The sequence below is a fragment of the uncultured Roseobacter sp. genome, assembly GCF_947495275.1.
GTDB lineage: Bacteria > Pseudomonadota > Alphaproteobacteria > Rhodobacterales > Rhodobacteraceae > Roseobacter.
In genome coordinates, this window is record NZ_CANLYL010000002.1 from 194829 (window position 1) to 212337 (window position 17509).

The following is a 17509-nucleotide window of genomic DNA, read 5'->3' on the forward strand; positions in this document are numbered from 1 at the left end:
GTGTTTCGCAAAGATCTCTAAGCTCAGCCGCCGTCTACGGCTCGCTTGTGGGGCGTTGAAATGTGAGACTCGGAGCTTTCGACTCGGTTTCGCAATTGCCGCCAACAAAGCGACCGATTACTTTAATAAGTGTGGCCAATTCAGAACTACGCTTTCGATGCGTTACTGCTGGATAGCAAACCAATAGAAGTGGCGGCGCGGCGCTTGCGTCACCGCAAATCCGCCACATAATTAAACCAACCAGATGTGCCAGGCCCTCTCTTAGGTCACGCTGCTATCTGTGCCAAAACCCCTGACGACGGACACTTTGGACCGGATAGCGAAATTCAACACGCTCTAGCGCGGATTTTGGTGAATGCATCAAGGTTGAGATGGGCTGCGGCGATGTGCGCGGTGCCGTCGTAGGGGCTGGTGAAAAATCCCGGATCGTTACCGAGATCGATCGCGAGCGACATGAGCTTGGGACCGTTGCTACCGTGGCGATGGTCACGACATGGTAGGCCCGGTGCTCCGGTGCATTGCGCATTGTGAAGTCAGGTTGAGCGCAACCTCTCGGTGCGGTTTTGAATTCCGTAGAACTACAGAGGTTGATTAATCTAGTTTTGCGCTCGCGGTGAATGTCCGTTGTGCGGGCTGTGATCGCAGAATTTGCACACTATGTTCGAAGGCGGCTTTGGACCGTGAAAGACTTTTGTCCCAGCCGCTTCAGCCAATGCGTTGCCTCTGAGGTCAGCTTACTGCTCCACCAACGCGAGTGGTAAATCGCAGCGAACGACATATTTGTTTAGAGCGCCATCGCACCCGATACCTGTTTGTCTTAGAGTGTTGCAGCCGAAGCCCCGGAAAGGGCCAAGCCACATCACCACGAACAGGCCGCAAAACAGGAGGCGATCGTGACGGCACTTGCAGCACCGGTTCGCGCACGGGACCGGATAGAGAGCATCGACGTGCTGCGAGGCTTCGCGCTTTTGGGCATTTTGCTGATGAACATCCAGAGCTATGCGTTGGTTGAGGCGGCCTATTTCGATCCGTCGCAATATGGCGATCTGACCGGCACAAACTGGTGGGTTTGGGCGCTCAGCCATGCCTTTGCGGATATGAAGTTCATGGCACTGTTTTCGATGTTGTTCGGCGCAGGGATCGTGCTTGTGACGCAGACGCGGCAGGCCAAATGTCTCCCCACGCTCGCGCATCACTATAGCAGGAACTTCTGGTTGCTGGTCTTTGGCCTGATCCATGCCTACCTGATCTGGTATGGCGATATCCTCGTGACCTATGCGCTTGCGGCTTTTGTGCTTTACTGGCTGCGCAACCTGCGAGCGCTAAGGTTGTTTATTCTCGGGACGGTGTTGCTCAGTATTCCCCTGCTGATCAACCTGTCGCTGACACTTGCCCCCCCGGAGGTCCTGAAGGAGGTCGCGGCAGACTTCGCCTACACGATGGAAGAGATCACCGCCGAGCTCACAGCATACCGGGGTAGCTGGTCAGAGGCATTCGCGTACCGCATTCCAGCCACCCTGGACATGCACCTTGCCGCTCTCCCAGGTTTCCTCTTTTGGCGGGCGGGCGGTCTCATGCTGATCGGCATGGGGCTGTTCAAAACCGGTGTTTTGGCGGGGCGTTGCTCTGCGCGGTTCTACATGAAGCTTGCGATCGCGGGGTTGGCGGTCGGTCTGCCGCTGGTCACTCTCAGCACCCTCAAGCTGACCGAACACGGCTATGATCCCCTCTTCGGTCAGCTGGGGATGGGGATAATTTATAACTACATCGGCAGCATCGCCATAGCTTTGGCCTATATCGGTGTCGTTATGCGGTTGGTGCAAGGTAAGTGGTTGCCGGGCCTGCAAAAACGGCTTGCGGCGGTCGGGCGAACTGCCTTCACCAACTACATCATGCAATCACTGATCTGCACATTCCTTTTCTATGGGTTCGGTATCGGCCTTTTCGGCTATGTTCAACGTTGGGAACAGGTGCTAATCGTCATTGCAGTTTGGACCTTGCAGATAATCATCGCCCCGCTTTGGCTCGCAAGATTCCGTTTTGGCCCACTGGAGTGGCTCTGGCGTTCGCTTACTTACATGCGACTGCAACCGATGCGGCGAAAGACATAAACTCGAAAGGCACGTTTGCGAATGCGGTATTAAAATCTAATGCCTTTTGGCATGTCTCGATTTAAAAATACCAATTAGACGACAGCGGTGGATTTCGTCTTCGTCGGCAAAGTGTGAGATTCAATGCTTCCGGATGATGCTGGCGTAGCGAACGTTGGCAAAGCGAGCTGCAACCGCAGCATTCTGGCACCCACTCGAGTGACCGCTTTGGGGCCGTCCTCATCGGTGATTGAAGGATTGCGGCAATCAAGATTCTGCACTGCCTCAGAGTTAAGCAGAGAGCCCGGGTGATGGTTTAGTTGTAGAAGGACCCAACACGCGGCAGGCCGGTATGGAGATGTGCGGCTTAGGTCCAACTCGGATACGCACGCTCTTAGGCGCAGGGCCTATGCCTGGTTTTATCGATCCCGTCTCTGACCGCTGCCTGTAACCGATTGAGGGGGACTGTCCCAGAAGGTGCTACCAGCCCGTATTCGGCCAGATGCCCACGTAGCGCATTAATTGTTTGGGTTTTTCCGCACGGGCAGGTCAACGGTTCGAAGTGCAATGCCTGATGCCTGTTTCTATGCACTCTTCACTGCAGCAAAACGCATCGTGGCGCGAGACGCAGCTTCAGCAATTGCTTAAGCGTCATTTGTATCGTTTTTTTGTCGCTTGACGTAGGTTTTCACGTAGATAGGGGGATCATTTTGACAGTATGCCCAAGAGCTCCAATCTCACGTCCCCAATGATGAGAGTTGGCACACGCCTCCATGGCCACGTTGCAAGTCGGAATGCCAGCCAGCAGATACAGCAGCTTTGATCGCCGAGCCTTCTTTTTGAAAACCAGCCTCCCATCGGAAGTCGCTCCGTGAACCTTGAATATGTTCTTGGCCAAATCTAGGCCAACTATGCTAATCTCTTCCATGGACGTCTCCTCCTCAACGTGGTGATCACACCACCAATTTGGCACATGGATGCCGTCGGAGGGGCGTCTACCTCATCGGATACGTATGAGCGACTTCCAAGAACATGCGAAAAAATCACTTGCGAGCAGCAGCCGGTACATACAAATAGGGCGAGCCCGCCAGATGCACAAAATCCGATCAAGGTGGTCGTGGTGCTCGCGTCTCACAATGGTTTTCGGTGGCGGATCGTCTCCAATGTCAATTGCGGAGTTGGCAGACGAACCTACGTCCCAACCGTTCTTATCAGATCGATCTACCTCCTTCTGATTTCGACTTCGCTCCTCAGCGATCAGGGCGGGAACTCATATCAGGCGGTGGCCTCCAATCTTGCAAGCAATGCCCGTCTGGGTTTCCGAAACGGGCATTGCTGAAAGGTACAACAACCAATTCTGCAGACAGAGCGGTTGCCCCTACTTCAATCGGAACTGAACATGCGGCCCAAGGCCCAGAAAGAATAGCAGGAGAATTTCCATCACTGATGTATGCGACAACCCGTGCCGCTGCGATCAGCTATTTCGGAGTGGATCCCTCCAATTTGCCTCGCCTGATCATCAGCCGCACGGACGGACATATATCGAAATGCGTCTCCATCTTCTTCTGAGCACGCTTGAGGGCACCAATCGCAATCACACTCGACTCATCCTGTTCAAACAGCACATCGTTTCTACCGGACCCGTAGGCCCAGAGCTCGGGAGTTGTGCCGATGGGAGTGTCGAACTTTGAATGTGGGGTCTCATTCTCGATCGGAATCTCGATCTTGTTCGTACTGACTGCCTTGCCATTCAAACCACGTTGATTGAGTGGGATCGTCAAAATGCTGGAGACCGGGGCGTCGTTTGCCTTCAATTCCTTGGTCAATTCATTGATGAACGCCTTACCGAGCGCCGAGGCAGCGCCGCCCACCGGACCGAGCAGATTCTTGAGCACTGTATCGGCCAACTTTCCTGCCAGCGCCTTGGCCTTGTTCTCGATCTGAGACATGGCGACGCGGCTCACGAACGGTGTTTTCGTCGAGCCCGTCGGTATTGGTTCAAGGACAAGAAAGGCATCGACCAGATAGTAGCGCAGATCTTCATGGATGTGATTGCCCAACAGGGCCAGTGTCTTCAGACCTTTCGAGCGATCATCATCGTTGACATATTGCTGGCGCTGCGCCTTGATTTCATCCTTTGACAGAACTTCTCCGGATTTTGCCACCGCCAGTGGATCGTACCCGGCAATATGCGTGAAGCGGTGGAAGGTGCCTTTCGCGACCTCTTTTGGAAATGACTTATGCCGGTCGGAATGCAGGATTGGGTCCAACTTGCCCGGGAATTCGCCGTCGACCTGTGTAAATGTATAGTCTTGCCCATCGCTATAGAGTTTCACAGCCCCGGCGTCTTGCCGCCGGATCAGTTGGGCGAAGGGTTCTTCCATTCCCGGAAGCCGTGCCTCAATTACGAAGAACACATGAGCAGAATAGTCACGGTCCTCGATCCATGTCAGGCCTCGCCGATCGGGCGTTACAATGGTGTTCACGGTCGACCTCCACGGAATCGTCAGCCCTGAGATGTGCAGGGCATCCGTGTAGAGGTCAGAGAACAACGAAACGGAACTTGGCGGCCAATAGGCTGGAAGCTCCGGCCAGTTCACTGCGAAGGCGTTGAAGGATTCGCGCATTGCAGGGGCGATTTCTTTGATTTCTTGGGAAACGTATTGCAGGTCCTCGGCCTTCATTTTGGCGAGTAGAGCCATCTGCGGATCGCTCTCGATCATATCGGGCTCGAGTTCCGCAAGCATACGCACCTGTGCCAAGAGTCCCGCCGCATCGGCCATGGCGACTCGGGAGGCAAAATCGGACGGGGATGGATCGGTCGGGCTCGTCGCGCGCCGCTCCTCTAGGACGGTAATTTCACTGGGATTGATGCGCCGCGGTGGAATAAATGCTTCAGTCATAACTAATATCCTTTGTTTACAATCGACCCGGACAATCCGAACAAATGTTCTTTCCGGATCACTCAAGTATCGAATGCGGCACCAGAATAGTTTCAGCCAAGCGGTAACGAATCCGTGATCAACCATTCCTGGTTTAGTCAGACTCTCGCGCTCTGCGTTTTCACCTTTTTCGTGACTTCGGTCACCTTAGACTGGATCGATTCTGAAACAGCTCTAATATTGGATAACTATCGGGGGTCAGCACCAATGCCGATTTACAAAGCGGGCCATTGCGTGCCCGTATCAACCGGCCGCTCCGTCCTTTGGTGCGGCTTCCCCCGACGACATCAAGATTTCGCGCGCGCAGCGAATGTCGGCAACGCGGGTTGCATGTCTAGAATTTGAGGACTGTGCTCAAGGTCGGCTTCGGGCCGCCTTTGTCGAGCAGTTTGATCAGGTTGGTGTTGATACCGCGCAGCACTCGAGGTCTATTGAGAGTTCATTATTAAAATTGAAGCAAATCGGGCTGCAGTCTTTGTCATGTCTATGATCCACGATCTCGAGTTAGTTCTGACACAGGTGTTGCCGATTGATCCCAGCTTTCGGGTGATCGGGCGCGAGGAAATGGATCGTTGCATCAGCGATGCGAGGCGTGCTGCGCTTGCAGATTCGAAAGACGATTTCTTGCTTTCTTTGATGCGCTTGATGGCACTGCCAAGAAATGGGCATACACGCCTAATTCCAAATGATGCGATCTCAGTGCTGCCTATGAGGTTCTTGTCCATAGGTTCTGCCGTGCACTTAGTCGCGGTAAAGCCAGCTCTCGCGAAATCGATCGGTGACACCTTGATTGCCATTAATGGCGCTCCCGTTGGGGCGATTGAAACTGCGGCCGACCAATTCTTGTCTGGGACACGCCAACGGCAGCGCGTTATCGGGTCAATCCTTTTTGCATGGCCGAAAGCATTGGAGCGATTGGGTTTTAATGCAGGTAGCAGCGCAGTCGAGTACACAATGCAGAGTGCGACGGGGCATGTAACTGCATTGAAGTTTGAAACGACAGATGTGGTTACTGGATCGATCTACTACCCTCGAAACGAGCATGGCAAACCCAATGCAAGCTGGTCTCCTGACAGCTTTGTTGAGATTAAAGATTTCGATGAGCTCGGGCTTTTGATCTCTTTGCCAAGTTTTTTCGATCCCTGTCGTGGAACGCTTTCGGATGCAATGTTCGGGGCCGCAAGACGCGTGCGCTCTCAGCCAGACTCCCCTCTCATCATTGACCTGCGAGGCAATACAGGCGGTGATTTTCTGAAGACACTTCCTCTGCTTGATGCCATCACAAATGGTGGCGGTGCTCGCCGCGTTGGTTTGCTTGTCGACAAGTTCACGTTCTCAGCCGCAATCGTGTTCGCCGCGTTGTTGAAGCACCGCCTCGGAGAGCGGCTCGAACTGATCGGGGAAGAGATGGGGGATGGGCTTACATTTTTCGCCGAAGGCGGGTTGATGGAGCTTCCAGATAGCGGCGCGGTCGTTCGATATTCTTCTGCCTTTCACGACTGGGCGAGTGGTCGTGTCGATGAGACGACACCAACCGAGGTCGCAGAGAGAGTTGTACCTGTCAGGAAACTGGACCTGGATCGACGCTGGGTGATCAAATCGACTGATACCAGAACATTCCATGAGTTCTGCCGAAATATACTAAGCGACCTCAATGCCTAAATGAAAGTTGGCGCGGTCCGCGATGCGTGAATTCAACCATCAAATTGTTTTGCGTCTGCAGCGAATGTCCGGAAAAGCAGGCGCAACTGCGGCATAAAGACAGTGCGGCGGATGTCGGCAATGGGCCGTCCGTTCAGCTCAAGTAAGCCCGTAGCCTCAAATTAAAGTCGAAGCGCCTCAGATCACCCCTCCACCGGTGGCACTGCCCGCCGATAAAGATGCCACGTGGTGTGGCCAAGGATCGGTAGGGCGAAGATCAGGCCCAGAAACGCCGAAGCCAACGACAAGAGGATGGTGGCCGAGATGATCGCCGCCCAGGTGAGCATAACCACCGGGTTTTCTATGACAACGCGGACAGACGTTATCATGGCAGAAACGAAATTGGTTTCCCGATCGAGCAGCATGGGCATAGCGATGACGGTCACCGAGAACAGGACAGCAGACAGAATTGCACCTGCGCAGGTGCCAATAGCAAGAAAGGCCCAACCCTCTGGTGTGTAGAATATGACGTTCGAAAACCCCTTGAAATCCGAGAAGGATGCATCCTGTAGGATGATCGCCAGCAAAAGCCGGACCTGGTAAATCCACACCCAGAAAATGAACAGAGTGACAAAGGCCATCCAACCCATTTCGCGGTTGCGCTGATCGGCTACGACGGTCAGGATTTCCGCCCAGCCGAAGCTTTCTCCCTGCTGCAACCGGCGGGACATTTCATAAAGTCCGGCGGCCGCGAAAGGAGCGACCAACGGGAAAGCTACAACCGCAGGAATGATCATCCATATCTTGCCGAGCCAGACCAGGGTCCACACAAACAAGAGCCCGAATGCCGCATAGAAGAGGCCGAAGAAGCTGCTCATAAAGGGGCGCGCCAAAAAGTCGGAAAACCCGGCCCTCAGCGACGCGATGATGTCATTCGCAGTCACTTTGTTGGGCTTGGGCTGGGCATGCTGCGGCGTCAAGTTGTCCGGTGATGTGGCCCCTTTTGTCTTGGATGTCATGACATACTCCTCCCAAAGTATGGCGCTGCACTGATCCGTTTGCCAACAGACCCTGCGGTGAAACAGACATCCTACCTTAACATAAAAATCCGCATCAGGAGAGGCATGCAGGTTGGGTGGGCATGGGATGGCTCTTTTCCACATTGAGTGAGTTCGAGCACCTTGAGACTTGTGTGCGCCGCGAACAGCTGGCTCCGCGGCATACTCGACTTGGGTCGAAGGTCTGGATTGGGAAAGCAGTTCCTTAGACACGACAATGCGTATTGTCGGTCGCCGCGTTGCCAGGATCGGGAGCCGCGAACCCAATCCTACCGAGCCTCACCGCCCATCCAATACCTTAAAAACCGTTGGTTCGACGCCAAGTAAACATGCAGCCGCGCAAGGTGGTGCGATAACTGCTATAGTGTCAGGGAGGAGGACCCGATGCTCAAGATTGATTCAGCCGCCACATACCAGACAGTCATCACCACCTTCGAATGCTCCCCAGGCACTTGCGCGGATCTAATGGACAAGTTGCAGAGCGCCTATCGCGACTTCATCTCACAACAGCAAGGCTTCATCGCCGCTGGGTTGCACGTTAACGACGCGCAGACGCGGATAGCCAACTATTCGCAATGGGCGAAGCGCGAGGACTTTCAGGCGATGATACGTAGCGAAGAAATGCGGGCGCGGAACCGCGAGATCGCACAGCTTTCCACGCGCTTCGAGCCAGTGATGTATGAGGTGGCCGGGGTTTTTTGAGAGCAGTCCGGTGCTCGAAAAACAAGTGATCGCTTCGTCCTCACCTTGTGAGTTCGCCCAACCTCATATCTTGCTCTCGCAGCGAATGACGGCATCGTGGGTTGTGACCGCAGCCTCGCGATGCTGTGCCGAGAATCCGCTTTGGGCCAATAGCGTAGTTCGCGCGTCGCCTGATTTCGCACTCACGGCGAATGTCGGGAAAGCAGGCTGCAACCTCAGTATCGCGAACCGTTGCTGGATGGTAGCTAAGGGGCCGTCAAAATCCGAGGCTAGGGGTAGGGCAGGCGGGGTGCTGAACCGTCGCCGCCATCAGCTTCGCCCGCCACGGTCACCGATGCAGCGCTTGTTGCCAATGGCAGCTTAAAGACAGAATAACTGATCAAGAGGGACTTGGGCCTTTTCCAACGCGCGGATGCGCGCGTGTTCCGTCCGACAGTCCAATACAAAGTAAAATTTCGTCCGCGCGGGGCGCGTCCGGCACCCAGAGGGTCATCGTGTCGATGTGATCGAATGACCATGCCTCGTCTTTATGACCCAGAGGCAGATCAATGGACCCGGCCAAAGCTCCGGCTTTGTGGTTGGAAGGCATCAGGGATTTACCACCACCAACGGTTGCGCGCACAGGTTTGCCAGGCGCGGGGTGCAACACAGCAGCACCATGCTCCATCGTGCCAGCGGACCCGACAAGGGCCGCCTTTCCGTAGGAAACTGGAGGCTGCTCCAACGTGTTCACAAGCTCCTGCGTCAGCGATTGGCCAAGTTGCGCGCCAACGTCGAATAGGGGCGACAGGTCGTCTTGATGCATCCCCGCGAAGGGGTTCTCAAAAACCGCCATTGCAACAACGCGCTTGATCCGGTCACAGACCACACCATCTCATCTGCAGTGATGATTTCCTTAGTGAATACCGTTTTTCGAGCGTCCGTGGTCACACTCTCTTCTCCTGACCTGTAAGGGGTGCATCCTTGAAAAACTGAAATGCGATGCCAAGCGGAACCACCGCAGCGAAGAGGATCATTGCAAGCCACAGTGGTGCCCGCGTATTGCCTGTCGCATCAAGGATCGCACCTGCGACGGGTGGCGTGACTAATATGATCGCATAGCAAACCGTAAAAAATCCCCATGCCTAAAGCTCTGACTTGAGGCGGCATGGCCTGCCCTGCATTGCGATGATAACACCAGCCGGGGCCATGCCGATCAGATCAAATAGCATGCTTGCACCGAAGCCAGCGCCCGGCAGGCTGAGCAGCAAGAGCGCAGCGATGGCGCCACCCATGCAGACCGCCAAGACAATACTCCGCTCACCAAAGCGATCTACGATCTCCCCGCAGGCGGCACCGGAAAAGATCATGATCCAGTTGCCAATGCTATTGATGCCAGCGGCGGCGGTGGCGGATTGGCCGTGGTCCTCAAGAACCTTCGGCCCAAAGGTAAGATAGGTGACATAGGCGGCATTAAACACGCCCCATGCGGCGGCAGCACAGAGGATCAGACGCGGGTGGTCATCGCACCCCGTTTGCCGCCATCCGCGTGCGGTAGTCGTGTGGCGGGCGGTAAAACAGAAAGACGCCGAGGGCGGCGATCAGGCAATAGACTGAGGCCGCCTGAAAACGGAACCTGCCAGCCATATATCTGGGAAAACCAAGCATGGCCGACTTGACCCATAGCCATGCCGAAAGGCCAGGACATCACGAGGATGCTCATAGCTGTCGCGATCTCGCGGCCTTCAAACCAATCCGCCGCCATCCTGGTGAAATAAAGCGAGGTGAACAGAAAACCGATCCCGGCAAAGACCCCGCCCACCCCAATGGCCCAGCTATCTGTCGCAAGGGAGGACGCGGCCCCACCCGCGGCCAATGCGCTCAACCCAAACACCACCATGACTCGATCCGACAGGTAACGTCCCTAATACTCCGTGGGGATGGCCAGAACCAGTCCAGGTGTCATGAACAGCCCGATCAGGAAACCGATATCAACATAGTCGAACCCGAAGGCGACGACCAAATCGTCGCCGACGGACGCCAAGGTGTGAAACTAGAACCCAAGCCCGATGCGGGCCAGAAACAGTAAGCTCAAGATGCGCCAGCGCATCACACCCAGCCAAGTCCGCGTAGCGCATGTACGTCTTTCCAAATCTTGGTCACATGACCAATTTTGTCGCCATCCAACTGCATAATGTATGTGTAATCCGACACCACGGCTTTGCCGGTTGGTGCGACTGGTCCGCCTTCACTCGTTTGCGTTCCGTGGAATTCGGCGGCAGCAACGACAGTGCCTCTTGCTTCGTCCAGCGCAAAACCCGTCAATTGGTAACGGCCATCCGGTACGGGCGTCAAAAGCCCCTTCATCCAGTCGGCATATGCGGCGAGTGTCGTCGTTTGTTTCAACGCATCAGCTTGACATGAAAAGATAGCACCTTCGTGGCAATATGTTTTGCAGCCCTGACATCCCTTGCCGGATTCGCAGGCTTCGAAAAGTGCCACTGCGGTTTCGTATTGTGTCATTGTGCCATCTTCCATGTTGATGTGATGAAGTCAGCTTAGACCAACGCCCGCGGTGCCGGATATCGTGCAGATGCCGTAAGATCCGCGTCCTGTGTGCAGCATTCGAACTACAGCATTTGCAGGATTGCTTGTTGAACGCGTTCTCATCAAACTCATAGTACGTTGTTTTTTCATAGTATTTTAGGTATCTGGACAATCAGGTCTCAGCCAAAGGGAATTGCAGATCGCGCGTTCTTATGCGGGTGGGGCGACCTGTCAGACAATCGCCGATACGCTATGCATCGCTCCGTCCACGGTGCGGACGCATTTGGCGACCATCTACCGCAAGCTTGAAGTATTTTCGAAACTGGAGCTGGCAACTCATCTGAATGGCGAAGTCCAGCAGCCCCGCAGCCCGTCGGAAATGGCCGCTGTGGTTTCGGAATTGGCGTTGAGCTTGGAGGAAGCGATCAGCCGGGAAAAAGCGCTGAGCGAAGTGCTGCGGATCGTTAGTGCGGCACAAGGTGATCTCAATGCTGTGATGCCATTGATCCTGACCTACGCACTTGAGCTTTGCGATGCGGAGTTTGGTATCCTGTTCGAGCATCAGCAGGAAGCAGGTTTCATGCCAATCACGCTGTCGGAATTCCGAAACCGTTTAAGACGTGGCCAGACGATCAGGGTATCTTTGCAGTCAGCCCCGAGACCGGATTTGGCCGGATGAACGAGTTGCGCGCGGTGATCAATATCATCGACGTCAAATCCGAGGCATTTTACCAATCGGATGATCTCTTGCGCTGTGCCACGGCGGATCTCGGTGGGGCGCGATCCTTTGTCGCCGTTCCTATGCTTGCCGGTGACAGTTTGGTCGGCGCATTCACGATCTATCGCCAGACGGTTCGTCCGTTTTCTGACGACACCACCCGACTTGCACAGAGGTTTGCCGCCTAAAGCGTGATCGCATTGGAGAACGCGCGCATGATCAGAGCGATACAGGCGGCGCATTCGTGACCGAGACACCCGACGATACAAGCACGCTCAGCACCCGCGAAAACCTGGGCTACGCACAAGGCGAAAGCTATCAGCGGATCGCGGATCGCTTGTGTCTCGCGCCATCAACGGTGCGGACGCATCTGGCCACGATCTATTGCAAACTTGGTGTGTCCTCGAAATCGGAACTGCGCGACAGGCTGGTACTTGTAGCAACCACGCTCGCCGATTTGACTTTTGAACACCCCGTCCAGCCAGAAAAACCCTCGATCGCCGTACTGGCTTTTGAAAACATGTCCGGTGATCGAGAGCAGGCATACTTCTCAGACGGGATTAGTGATGACATCATAACCGCCCTTTCGCGTTCCCCTTGGCTGTTTATCATCGCGCGCAACACCACCTTTACCTAAAAAGGCACATCCATCGATGTTCGCCGCGTTGTCGAAGAACTTGGGGTTCGGTTTGTCTTGGAAGGTAGCGTCAGGCGGTCAGGCAACCGGGTGCGCTTGACGGCGCAGCTGATCGACGGAACGACCGGTGGGCATGTCTGGTCCGAACGCTATGATGGGCAGCTTGAGGATGTCTTTGACTTGCAGGATGCGATCACCCGCGACGTTGTGGCGTCTATCCAGACAACCGTTCATCTAAGTGCAATCCAAGAACCTGTCGAATGCGCATCTCGCCCCGATCTGACGGTATGGGAGCTGACAATGCGATCCTGGCATCTGCTCTATGACTTTAGGCCCGAAAGCTATGCTTTCGCCAAGACCTTGGTGGAACGTGCTTCGGCAACTGATCCCGGGAGCGCAGAGGCGAACATGATTTTGTCGTTGATCAACCACCACATCGCCATCATGGGATTTGTCCCCGAGGTCCAGCCCGCAATGGAAACGGCGTATGTACTGGCGCGGCGCGCGGCGCAGTTGGATGACCGCAACGAATACACGCATTGGGCTTTGGGGATTTCTTGCTGGGGTTTGTTCAAGTACGACGAGCCCCTCGCAACCCTGGAGCGCGCAGTAGCTCTCAATCCAAACTGCTAGCTATCCGATGGCAGCCTTGGCACTTTGCTCGGCATCCTTGGCCGCTCAGAAGAGGCCATTGCCAAACAGGAGATCGCCATCCGCGCCAATCCCCTCGACCCAAGTATTTTCTTCCGCTTTTCTACGATCGCACTGGCGCACTAAATGGCGCGGCGTTTTGAGACCGCAATCGAATGGGCAGAGCGTGCAATTCATCGAATGCGACGGTGGTATTCCGCGTATTTGTTTCGGCCGCCAGCCATGTTGCACTTAAACGCCAAGAAAATGCTGTCGAAGCGGTCAAGACCTGTCGGAATGCGCTGCCCGAAATCTGCATCAAGGACCTGGATCGTGCTCCTCTCAGGGATCACGATAAACTGAATGAGTTGCGGGCGCGTTTGTTCAAGGCAGCTTTTGCTCGAGAACTGGTTGCTTATAAGAAGCGGCCATTGGTGCAATCGCAGCGAAAGAGCGCATCGTCCGCAGATCGCTAGATTAACCGGTTCCTAATTTTGCGCGTGCGGCGAATGTCTCCTTCGACGGGGTTCTCCAGAATAGCAAATGGTCGGCCAGGGTCCGGTTGGCCATTGCGATCGGTCGCGCCGTAGGTCAACGGTGCAACGTCAGCAACGGCATCGAAAATGCGATCGATATCCTCATCCGATGCTAGAAACGTAACCTGCCACATCGGCACCATCTCGATGGGCTTTGTGTCAAAGCCTTTGTTCATGATGGTCATTATTCGTGTCCTCCGCGCTGTCGTTGCCAACCGATGACATTAGTCTTCGAAAATGCCAGTTGGCCGTCCGTCAATCGTCTCGACGTTTCTGCGTTGCCAGTATTCCTTGACGCCGTCAGACCCCAACTCGTCGTAATAGGGTTCCAGATCTTCTTCGCCACGGGACCTCCGCAAATCCATCTCTGGCACGCCCGTCCCGCACGATGTTTGAACAAGATCGATGGTCAGATCAAAGACCTGGCGGCTTCCGCCCATTTTGGCGAATTTGGAAACCAAGGGCGCCCACTCGGCGTTGCGCGGATGGTAAGTTTTCGCCTGGCCGTAAACGCGAAGGATCATGGGATTGCCTTCGAACGCACAAAACATGAGTGTCATGCGACCTGTTGCTTGAACATGTGCGGCGGTCTCGTTGCCGCTGCCGGACAGGTTGAGCCAGACAATCCGGTTGTCATCCTCGATCCTGAGCGTGTCCAGTCCCTTGGGGGACACATTCACGCGCCCAGTCTGATCTGCGGTCGCCACGAAGAACACGGGCTGCTTTTCAATGAATTTCCGGAGTGTTCCGTTTAGTTTTTTTCCAGTCGCCATGGTCTCACCTCTTATAGTTGACCGTTATCCCAAAGGACCATGTTGAGCCTCGATGTCCAGATCGAGCCCAATATAGCCATGTTGAATGCTGAAACCAATTTACCAGTTGCCAGCCCGCGACTTGGAGGTGTTGGAGAGTTCGAGCGCGCCATTGGAAGGCAGCGGCGTGTGGGAGATAGCAGATAAATCGTTCCGGGTCAGACCGATGTCCCTCAGGTGCTTGTCGGACAGTTTTTCAAGGCTCGCTTTCATATTCTGGCGATCAATGAACTTGCGAACCATCGCTGCGGTGGCTTCGATCAGCCCCGCAAACATCTCGGTCATCCGTGTCTGGCTCAGCGGTGCGGTTTGCGAAACGAAGGTCATCTGACTTCTCCTTGGGTTTGTGTTTGCAGTCGTGATGCACTCAATCTCACACGGCGCCACTGTCATGGGGCAGTGTAGAAAGTGGACTGCCCCCAGTACAGAATGTGTACTAGCTCATAGGTATGCAGTGACGTTATACTGCCAGGAACACGTGCACTCGCAGGGAGCCTCGATCATGACAACCAAACCCTACGGTCTCTATTGCCCTACCTCGAAAGCCTGCGAAGTTCTGATGCCGCGCTGGACGATCCAGATTTTAGGGGAGCTTTGGGGCGGCTCTTCGCGTTTCAACGAGATCAAGCGTGGACTGCCGGGCATCTCACCGACACTGCTGACCAAACGCCTGAAAGAAATTCAGGAGAATGGGCTGCTGGAGCGCGTCGAGGACCCTGCAACTGGTAACATCGATTATCTTCGCACCGACAAAGCCGCGGAGCTGGATACAGTGCTTACAGAACTTGCCAAATGGGCCCAATGTTACATCAAGGCAGAGATCGCGCTGGAAGATCGGGATGCCGATCTGCTTATGTGGAATGTGCGACGTCAGGTAGATCTGGACGAATTGCCCGCCAAGCAGAATGTCATGCGGTTCAATTTCTCCGATGCGACTTCCCCGGCATCGACGTATTGGCTCATCGCCAAACCGGGCGAGACGGTTGAGTTATGTGCCAGTGATCCTGGGTTCGATGTCGATCTCTACATTGAGACAGAGGTCACTGTGATGACGGGCTTTTACCTTGGCCGCAGGTCATTTGAACGGGCAGTGGAAGACGGAAGCTTCTTCATGAGCGGAGACCAGCGATTGATCAAAACGTTTCGAAAATGGTTTAAGTTCAGCATGCACTCTCAAACGGAAGGCATCGTGCAGATCAAAGATGCTGCGATCCAATCATAGCGGGATCTGCATTTATCGAACCGTATCACTGCGGACATCGGGACCAGGACATTGAACTGCAGAAAAGTCCCGCGAACCGGTCATCGGCGCAATGCGCGATAAACGCGTGCAACGAGCCAATTATCTGATGCTGCGTTACGTTCAAACGGCTGCCCCCGGTGAATGAAGCCTTGTCGAGATCGATCGTTCCGCTGATCAGCGGGTCAGCCTTTTCGAGAACCAGACCACGGCCCCAACGATGACGCCCCAGAATGCTCCGCTGATTCCAAAGAGAGTCATACCGCTCGCCGCGATAAGAAATGTCAGCGCCGGTGCCTCCATTTGTGATGGTTCGTCAAACGCCGCTGAAAGTGAACTGACCAAAGCGGGGATAAGCGCAAGACCTGCGACCCCGGTGATCAATGCCACCGGTGCAAGGCTGACGAGCGAAGTTACCAACGCAGCGGCGAATGCCAATAAAACATACGCGATACCAGATGTAATTGCGGCCCAATAACGGGTCGCAGGATCGCGTCCGGCGTCTTCGCCGGCCATCATGGCAGCGGTGATCGCGGACATGTTCACCGGAACTGACCCGAACCCCGCGATCACAAGGCTGACAAAGCCGGTGTTGCGGATAAGGGGCTGCCGGTCCACGGTATAACCGTTCAGCTCCAGCACAGCAAAACCCGGAATATTCTGGCCCGCCATAGTCACCAAGTAGAGCGGCAGGGCAATTGAGATGAACGCCTGAAAAGTGAATGTCGGGGCAACTGGGTTGAACGCCGGAAGCCATGCCGTTTCATTTCGAAAAAGGCTTTCGGACTGATCAACGGAAAAATACAAAACCACCAGAAAGGCGATCACCGCAAACGGCATCGCTGCCAGCCTGTTCCATCTAAGTCCGACAAGCCAAGCAAGAAGGACCGGCGCGATAAGGTAAGGAATGTCACCAAGGGCCAACGCGGGGGCCAGACAAAGCTTCAGCAGAACACCGGCGAGCAATCCATTCGCAATCGGTTTCGGGATCGCAGCGACGATCCGCACTAGGGCAGGGACTAATCCTGTCAGGACGATCAATCCCGCGCAGCACAGTAGGGCCCCTGCGGCCTCGCCAAAGCCACCGGGCAACGCGGCATTCGCGGCAAGGAAAGCCGCGCTTGGTGTCGACCACGCTACAGCCGCCGGGGTTCGGGTAATGGCAGGCAACCACAGACTGCAAATCCCCATCCCGATTGTTGCAAAGAACAGCCCAGTTGCGGCCTGCGCATCAGTTGCCCCCATCGCAATTATCCCTGCGAGAACGATCGCAAAAGAGGCTGAATAACCTACGAACGCGGCCAGGAGGCCCATATAGATTGCGGGAAAAGAAACGTCGCGGATCATGGCTATCTTTGTCCTTAAGTCGCCCCATGCGAGCTTGTGTTGATCATTCCCAATTTACCAGTGCAGATCTTCACTGCACTTAAATGAAAGTCTATTCCGTTACGCACACCGGACCCTCGACAGCACATGAGTGAACGACCGCACCGCGGGACAAAACTGACATTGAATTTCAATCTTCGCTCATGCAGCGTGCTGTATCCTTAATGCCTGCTGCGGGTTGAAAGCGGCAGGTTCAGGGCGGGTGGTGAAACATCAATGAGCTGGCCTTCTTTTCGAATGACGGGTTTCACACCATCGAAATTTACTGGGTGGAAACGTTGACGTTGGGCGGCTGAAAAACCGTTTTTGGCCTTGGTTGTCGCGCTGCTTGCGGTGAGATCCACGCGATCAATTCAAATGGCGCGCGCAAGACGGGCTCGTCTGCGCCCGCACTAACGTTTGGTCGTTGGCTTAGGTCTGTGCGGCGGGTGAGTGACGGCATGGTCCAGATGTCCATGTGGCTAAATGCCCACTCATGCAGGTCGCAAGCTGACCCTTTTGCAATCGAACGATCCAAAGGGTCACTTCAGCACACGCATAAGAAACGTTTCATCTTCTGGTCTTGCTCGATGAGGCGCAACCGAAAATGCT

18 protein-coding genes and 1 pseudogene are annotated in these 17509 nt (G+C 54.9%); 8 read left to right on the top strand and 11 right to left on the bottom strand.

Going from position 1 to position 17509, the window contains the following annotated elements:
- Positions 1 to 893 precede the first annotated feature (893 nt).
- Positions 894 to 2111 carry a DUF418 domain-containing protein gene (locus tag Q0802_RS04230; RefSeq protein ID WP_298914047.1) on the top strand — a complete coding sequence of 406 codons (1218 nt, stop codon included), beginning with the start codon at positions 894 to 896 and terminating at the stop codon, positions 2109 to 2111.
- A 1457-nt stretch (positions 2112 to 3568) separates the two neighbouring features.
- Here Q0802_RS04230 and Q0802_RS04235 read toward each other — a convergent pair.
- Entirely contained in the window at positions 3569 to 4993 is a 1425-nt protein-coding gene (locus Q0802_RS04235) for a hypothetical protein (RefSeq protein WP_298914049.1), read from the bottom strand.
- A 525-nt stretch (positions 4994 to 5518) separates the two neighbouring features.
- Between Q0802_RS04235 and Q0802_RS04240 the strand changes: the two genes are divergently transcribed.
- A complete protein-coding gene (locus Q0802_RS04240) occupies positions 5519 to 6694 on the top strand; it encodes a peptidase S41 (protein ID WP_298914053.1) in 1176 nt (391 codons plus the stop codon).
- Positions 6695 to 6876: 182 nt separating this feature from the next.
- On the opposite strand, the gene Q0802_RS04245 is transcribed toward Q0802_RS04240, so the two are convergent.
- Positions 6877 to 7692, bottom strand: a complete 816-nt coding sequence (locus Q0802_RS04245; RefSeq protein ID WP_298914056.1) for a DUF2189 domain-containing protein — start codon at positions 7690 to 7692, stop codon at positions 6877 to 6879.
- A gap of 423 nt (positions 7693 to 8115) precedes the next feature.
- Here Q0802_RS04245 and Q0802_RS04250 point away from each other — a divergent pair, with 423 nt between their 5' ends.
- Positions 8116 to 8433 (top strand): antibiotic biosynthesis monooxygenase, encoded by a 318-nt coding sequence (locus Q0802_RS04250; RefSeq protein ID WP_298914059.1) that lies wholly within the window; start codon positions 8116 to 8118, stop codon positions 8431 to 8433.
- A 379-nt stretch (positions 8434 to 8812) separates the two neighbouring features.
- Here the strand turns inward: Q0802_RS04250 and Q0802_RS04255 are convergent, their stop codons facing one another.
- From Q0802_RS04255 to Q0802_RS04270, 4 genes are all read right to left on the bottom strand, one after another.
- Entirely contained in the window at positions 8813 to 9268 is a 456-nt protein-coding gene (locus tag Q0802_RS04255; protein WP_298914061.1) for an amino acid synthesis family protein, read from the bottom strand.
- Between the two features lie 289 nt (positions 9269 to 9557).
- Positions 9558 to 9893: a hypothetical protein gene (locus tag Q0802_RS04260; RefSeq protein WP_298914064.1), complete on the bottom strand. Its 336-nt coding sequence runs from the start codon at positions 9891 to 9893 to the stop codon at positions 9558 to 9560.
- A gap of 26 nt (positions 9894 to 9919) precedes the next feature.
- Positions 9920 to 10312, bottom strand: coding sequence for a hypothetical protein (locus Q0802_RS04265; RefSeq protein ID WP_298914067.1), 393 nt, complete (start codon positions 10310 to 10312; stop codon positions 9920 to 9922).
- Between the two features lie 209 nt (positions 10313 to 10521).
- Entirely contained in the window at positions 10522 to 10935 is a 414-nt protein-coding gene (locus Q0802_RS04270; protein ID WP_298914070.1) for a nuclear transport factor 2 family protein, read from the bottom strand.
- A gap of 217 nt (positions 10936 to 11152) precedes the next feature.
- Between Q0802_RS04270 and Q0802_RS04275 the strand changes: the two are divergent.
- From Q0802_RS04275 to Q0802_RS04290, 4 genes and pseudogenes are all read left to right on the top strand, one after another.
- Positions 11153 to 11239 (top strand): annotated as a pseudogene (locus tag Q0802_RS04275) (histidine kinase); the annotation flags it as partial.
- A 248-nt stretch (positions 11240 to 11487) separates the two neighbouring features.
- Entirely contained in the window at positions 11488 to 11865 is a 378-nt protein-coding gene (locus tag Q0802_RS04280; protein ID WP_298914072.1) for a GAF domain-containing protein, read from the top strand.
- A gap of 56 nt (positions 11866 to 11921) precedes the next feature.
- On the top strand, positions 11922 to 12314 hold the full coding sequence (locus Q0802_RS04285; RefSeq protein WP_298914075.1) for a LuxR C-terminal-related transcriptional regulator: 393 nt from the start codon (positions 11922 to 11924) through the stop codon (positions 12312 to 12314).
- A 90-nt stretch (positions 12315 to 12404) separates the two neighbouring features.
- Positions 12405 to 12947: a hypothetical protein gene (locus Q0802_RS04290; protein WP_298914077.1), complete on the top strand. Its 543-nt coding sequence runs from the start codon at positions 12405 to 12407 to the stop codon at positions 12945 to 12947.
- 469 nt (positions 12948 to 13416) lie between these two features.
- Here Q0802_RS04290 and Q0802_RS04295 read toward each other — a convergent pair whose 3' ends face one another.
- The 3 genes from Q0802_RS04295 to Q0802_RS04305 form a co-directional block, all read right to left on the bottom strand.
- Positions 13417 to 13665 carry a hypothetical protein gene (locus tag Q0802_RS04295; protein ID WP_298914079.1) on the bottom strand — a complete coding sequence of 83 codons (249 nt, stop codon included), beginning with the start codon at positions 13663 to 13665 and terminating at the stop codon, positions 13417 to 13419.
- Between the two features lie 39 nt (positions 13666 to 13704).
- A complete protein-coding gene (locus tag Q0802_RS04300; protein WP_298914080.1) occupies positions 13705 to 14253 on the bottom strand; it encodes a pyridoxamine 5'-phosphate oxidase family protein in 549 nt (182 codons plus the stop codon).
- Between the two features lie 99 nt (positions 14254 to 14352).
- Positions 14353 to 14619: a hypothetical protein gene (locus Q0802_RS04305; RefSeq protein ID WP_298914082.1), complete on the bottom strand. Its 267-nt coding sequence runs from the start codon at positions 14617 to 14619 to the stop codon at positions 14353 to 14355.
- Positions 14620 to 14794: 175 nt separating this feature from the next.
- Here Q0802_RS04305 and Q0802_RS04310 point away from each other — a divergent pair, with 175 nt between their 5' ends.
- Complete coding sequence (locus tag Q0802_RS04310; protein WP_298914084.1) at positions 14795 to 15514, top strand: helix-turn-helix domain-containing protein; 720 nt, start codon at positions 14795 to 14797, stop codon at positions 15512 to 15514.
- 195 nt (positions 15515 to 15709) lie between these two features.
- Here the strand turns inward: Q0802_RS04310 and Q0802_RS04315 are convergent, their stop codons facing one another.
- Entirely contained in the window at positions 15710 to 16879 is a 1170-nt protein-coding gene (locus Q0802_RS04315) for a benzoate/H(+) symporter BenE family transporter (RefSeq protein ID WP_298914086.1), read from the bottom strand.
- A 200-nt stretch (positions 16880 to 17079) separates the two neighbouring features.
- Complete coding sequence (locus Q0802_RS04320) at positions 17080 to 17262, bottom strand: hypothetical protein (RefSeq protein WP_298914089.1); 183 nt, start codon at positions 17260 to 17262, stop codon at positions 17080 to 17082.
- Between the last annotated feature and the right edge of the window lie 247 nt (positions 17263 to 17509).

Excerpts from the sequence above, each read along its gene's own strand:
- Q0802_RS04235 (WP_298914049.1), bottom strand. The coding sequence starts at position 4,993 with ATGACTGAAGCATTTATTCCACCGCGGCGCATCAATCCCAGTGAAATT.
- Q0802_RS04240 (WP_298914053.1), top strand. The coding sequence starts at position 5,519 with ATGATCCACGATCTCGAGTTAGTTCTGACACAGGTGTTGCCGATTGAT.
- Q0802_RS04245 (WP_298914056.1), bottom strand. The coding sequence starts at position 7,692 with ATGACATCCAAGACAAAAGGGGCCACATCACCGGACAACTTGACGCCG.
- Q0802_RS04250 (WP_298914059.1), top strand. The coding sequence starts at position 8,116 with ATGCTCAAGATTGATTCAGCCGCCACATACCAGACAGTCATCACCACC.
- Q0802_RS04255 (WP_298914061.1), bottom strand. The coding sequence starts at position 9,268 with ATGGCGGTTTTTGAGAACCCCTTCGCGGGGATGCATCAAGACGACCTG.
- Q0802_RS04265 (WP_298914067.1), bottom strand. The coding sequence starts at position 10,312 with ATGGTGGTGTTTGGGTTGAGCGCATTGGCCGCGGGTGGGGCCGCGTCC.
- Q0802_RS04270 (WP_298914070.1), bottom strand. The coding sequence starts at position 10,935 with ATGACACAATACGAAACCGCAGTGGCACTTTTCGAAGCCTGCGAATCC.
- Q0802_RS04295 (WP_298914079.1), bottom strand. The coding sequence starts at position 13,665 with ATGACCATCATGAACAAAGGCTTTGACACAAAGCCCATCGAGATGGTG.
- Q0802_RS04300 (WP_298914080.1), bottom strand. The coding sequence starts at position 14,253 with ATGGCGACTGGAAAAAAACTAAACGGAACACTCCGGAAATTCATTGAA.
- Q0802_RS04305 (WP_298914082.1), bottom strand. The coding sequence starts at position 14,619 with ATGACCTTCGTTTCGCAAACCGCACCGCTGAGCCAGACACGGATGACC.
- Q0802_RS04310 (WP_298914084.1), top strand. The coding sequence starts at position 14,795 with ATGACAACCAAACCCTACGGTCTCTATTGCCCTACCTCGAAAGCCTGC.
- Q0802_RS04315 (WP_298914086.1), bottom strand. The coding sequence starts at position 16,879 with ATGATCCGCGACGTTTCTTTTCCCGCAATCTATATGGGCCTCCTGGCC.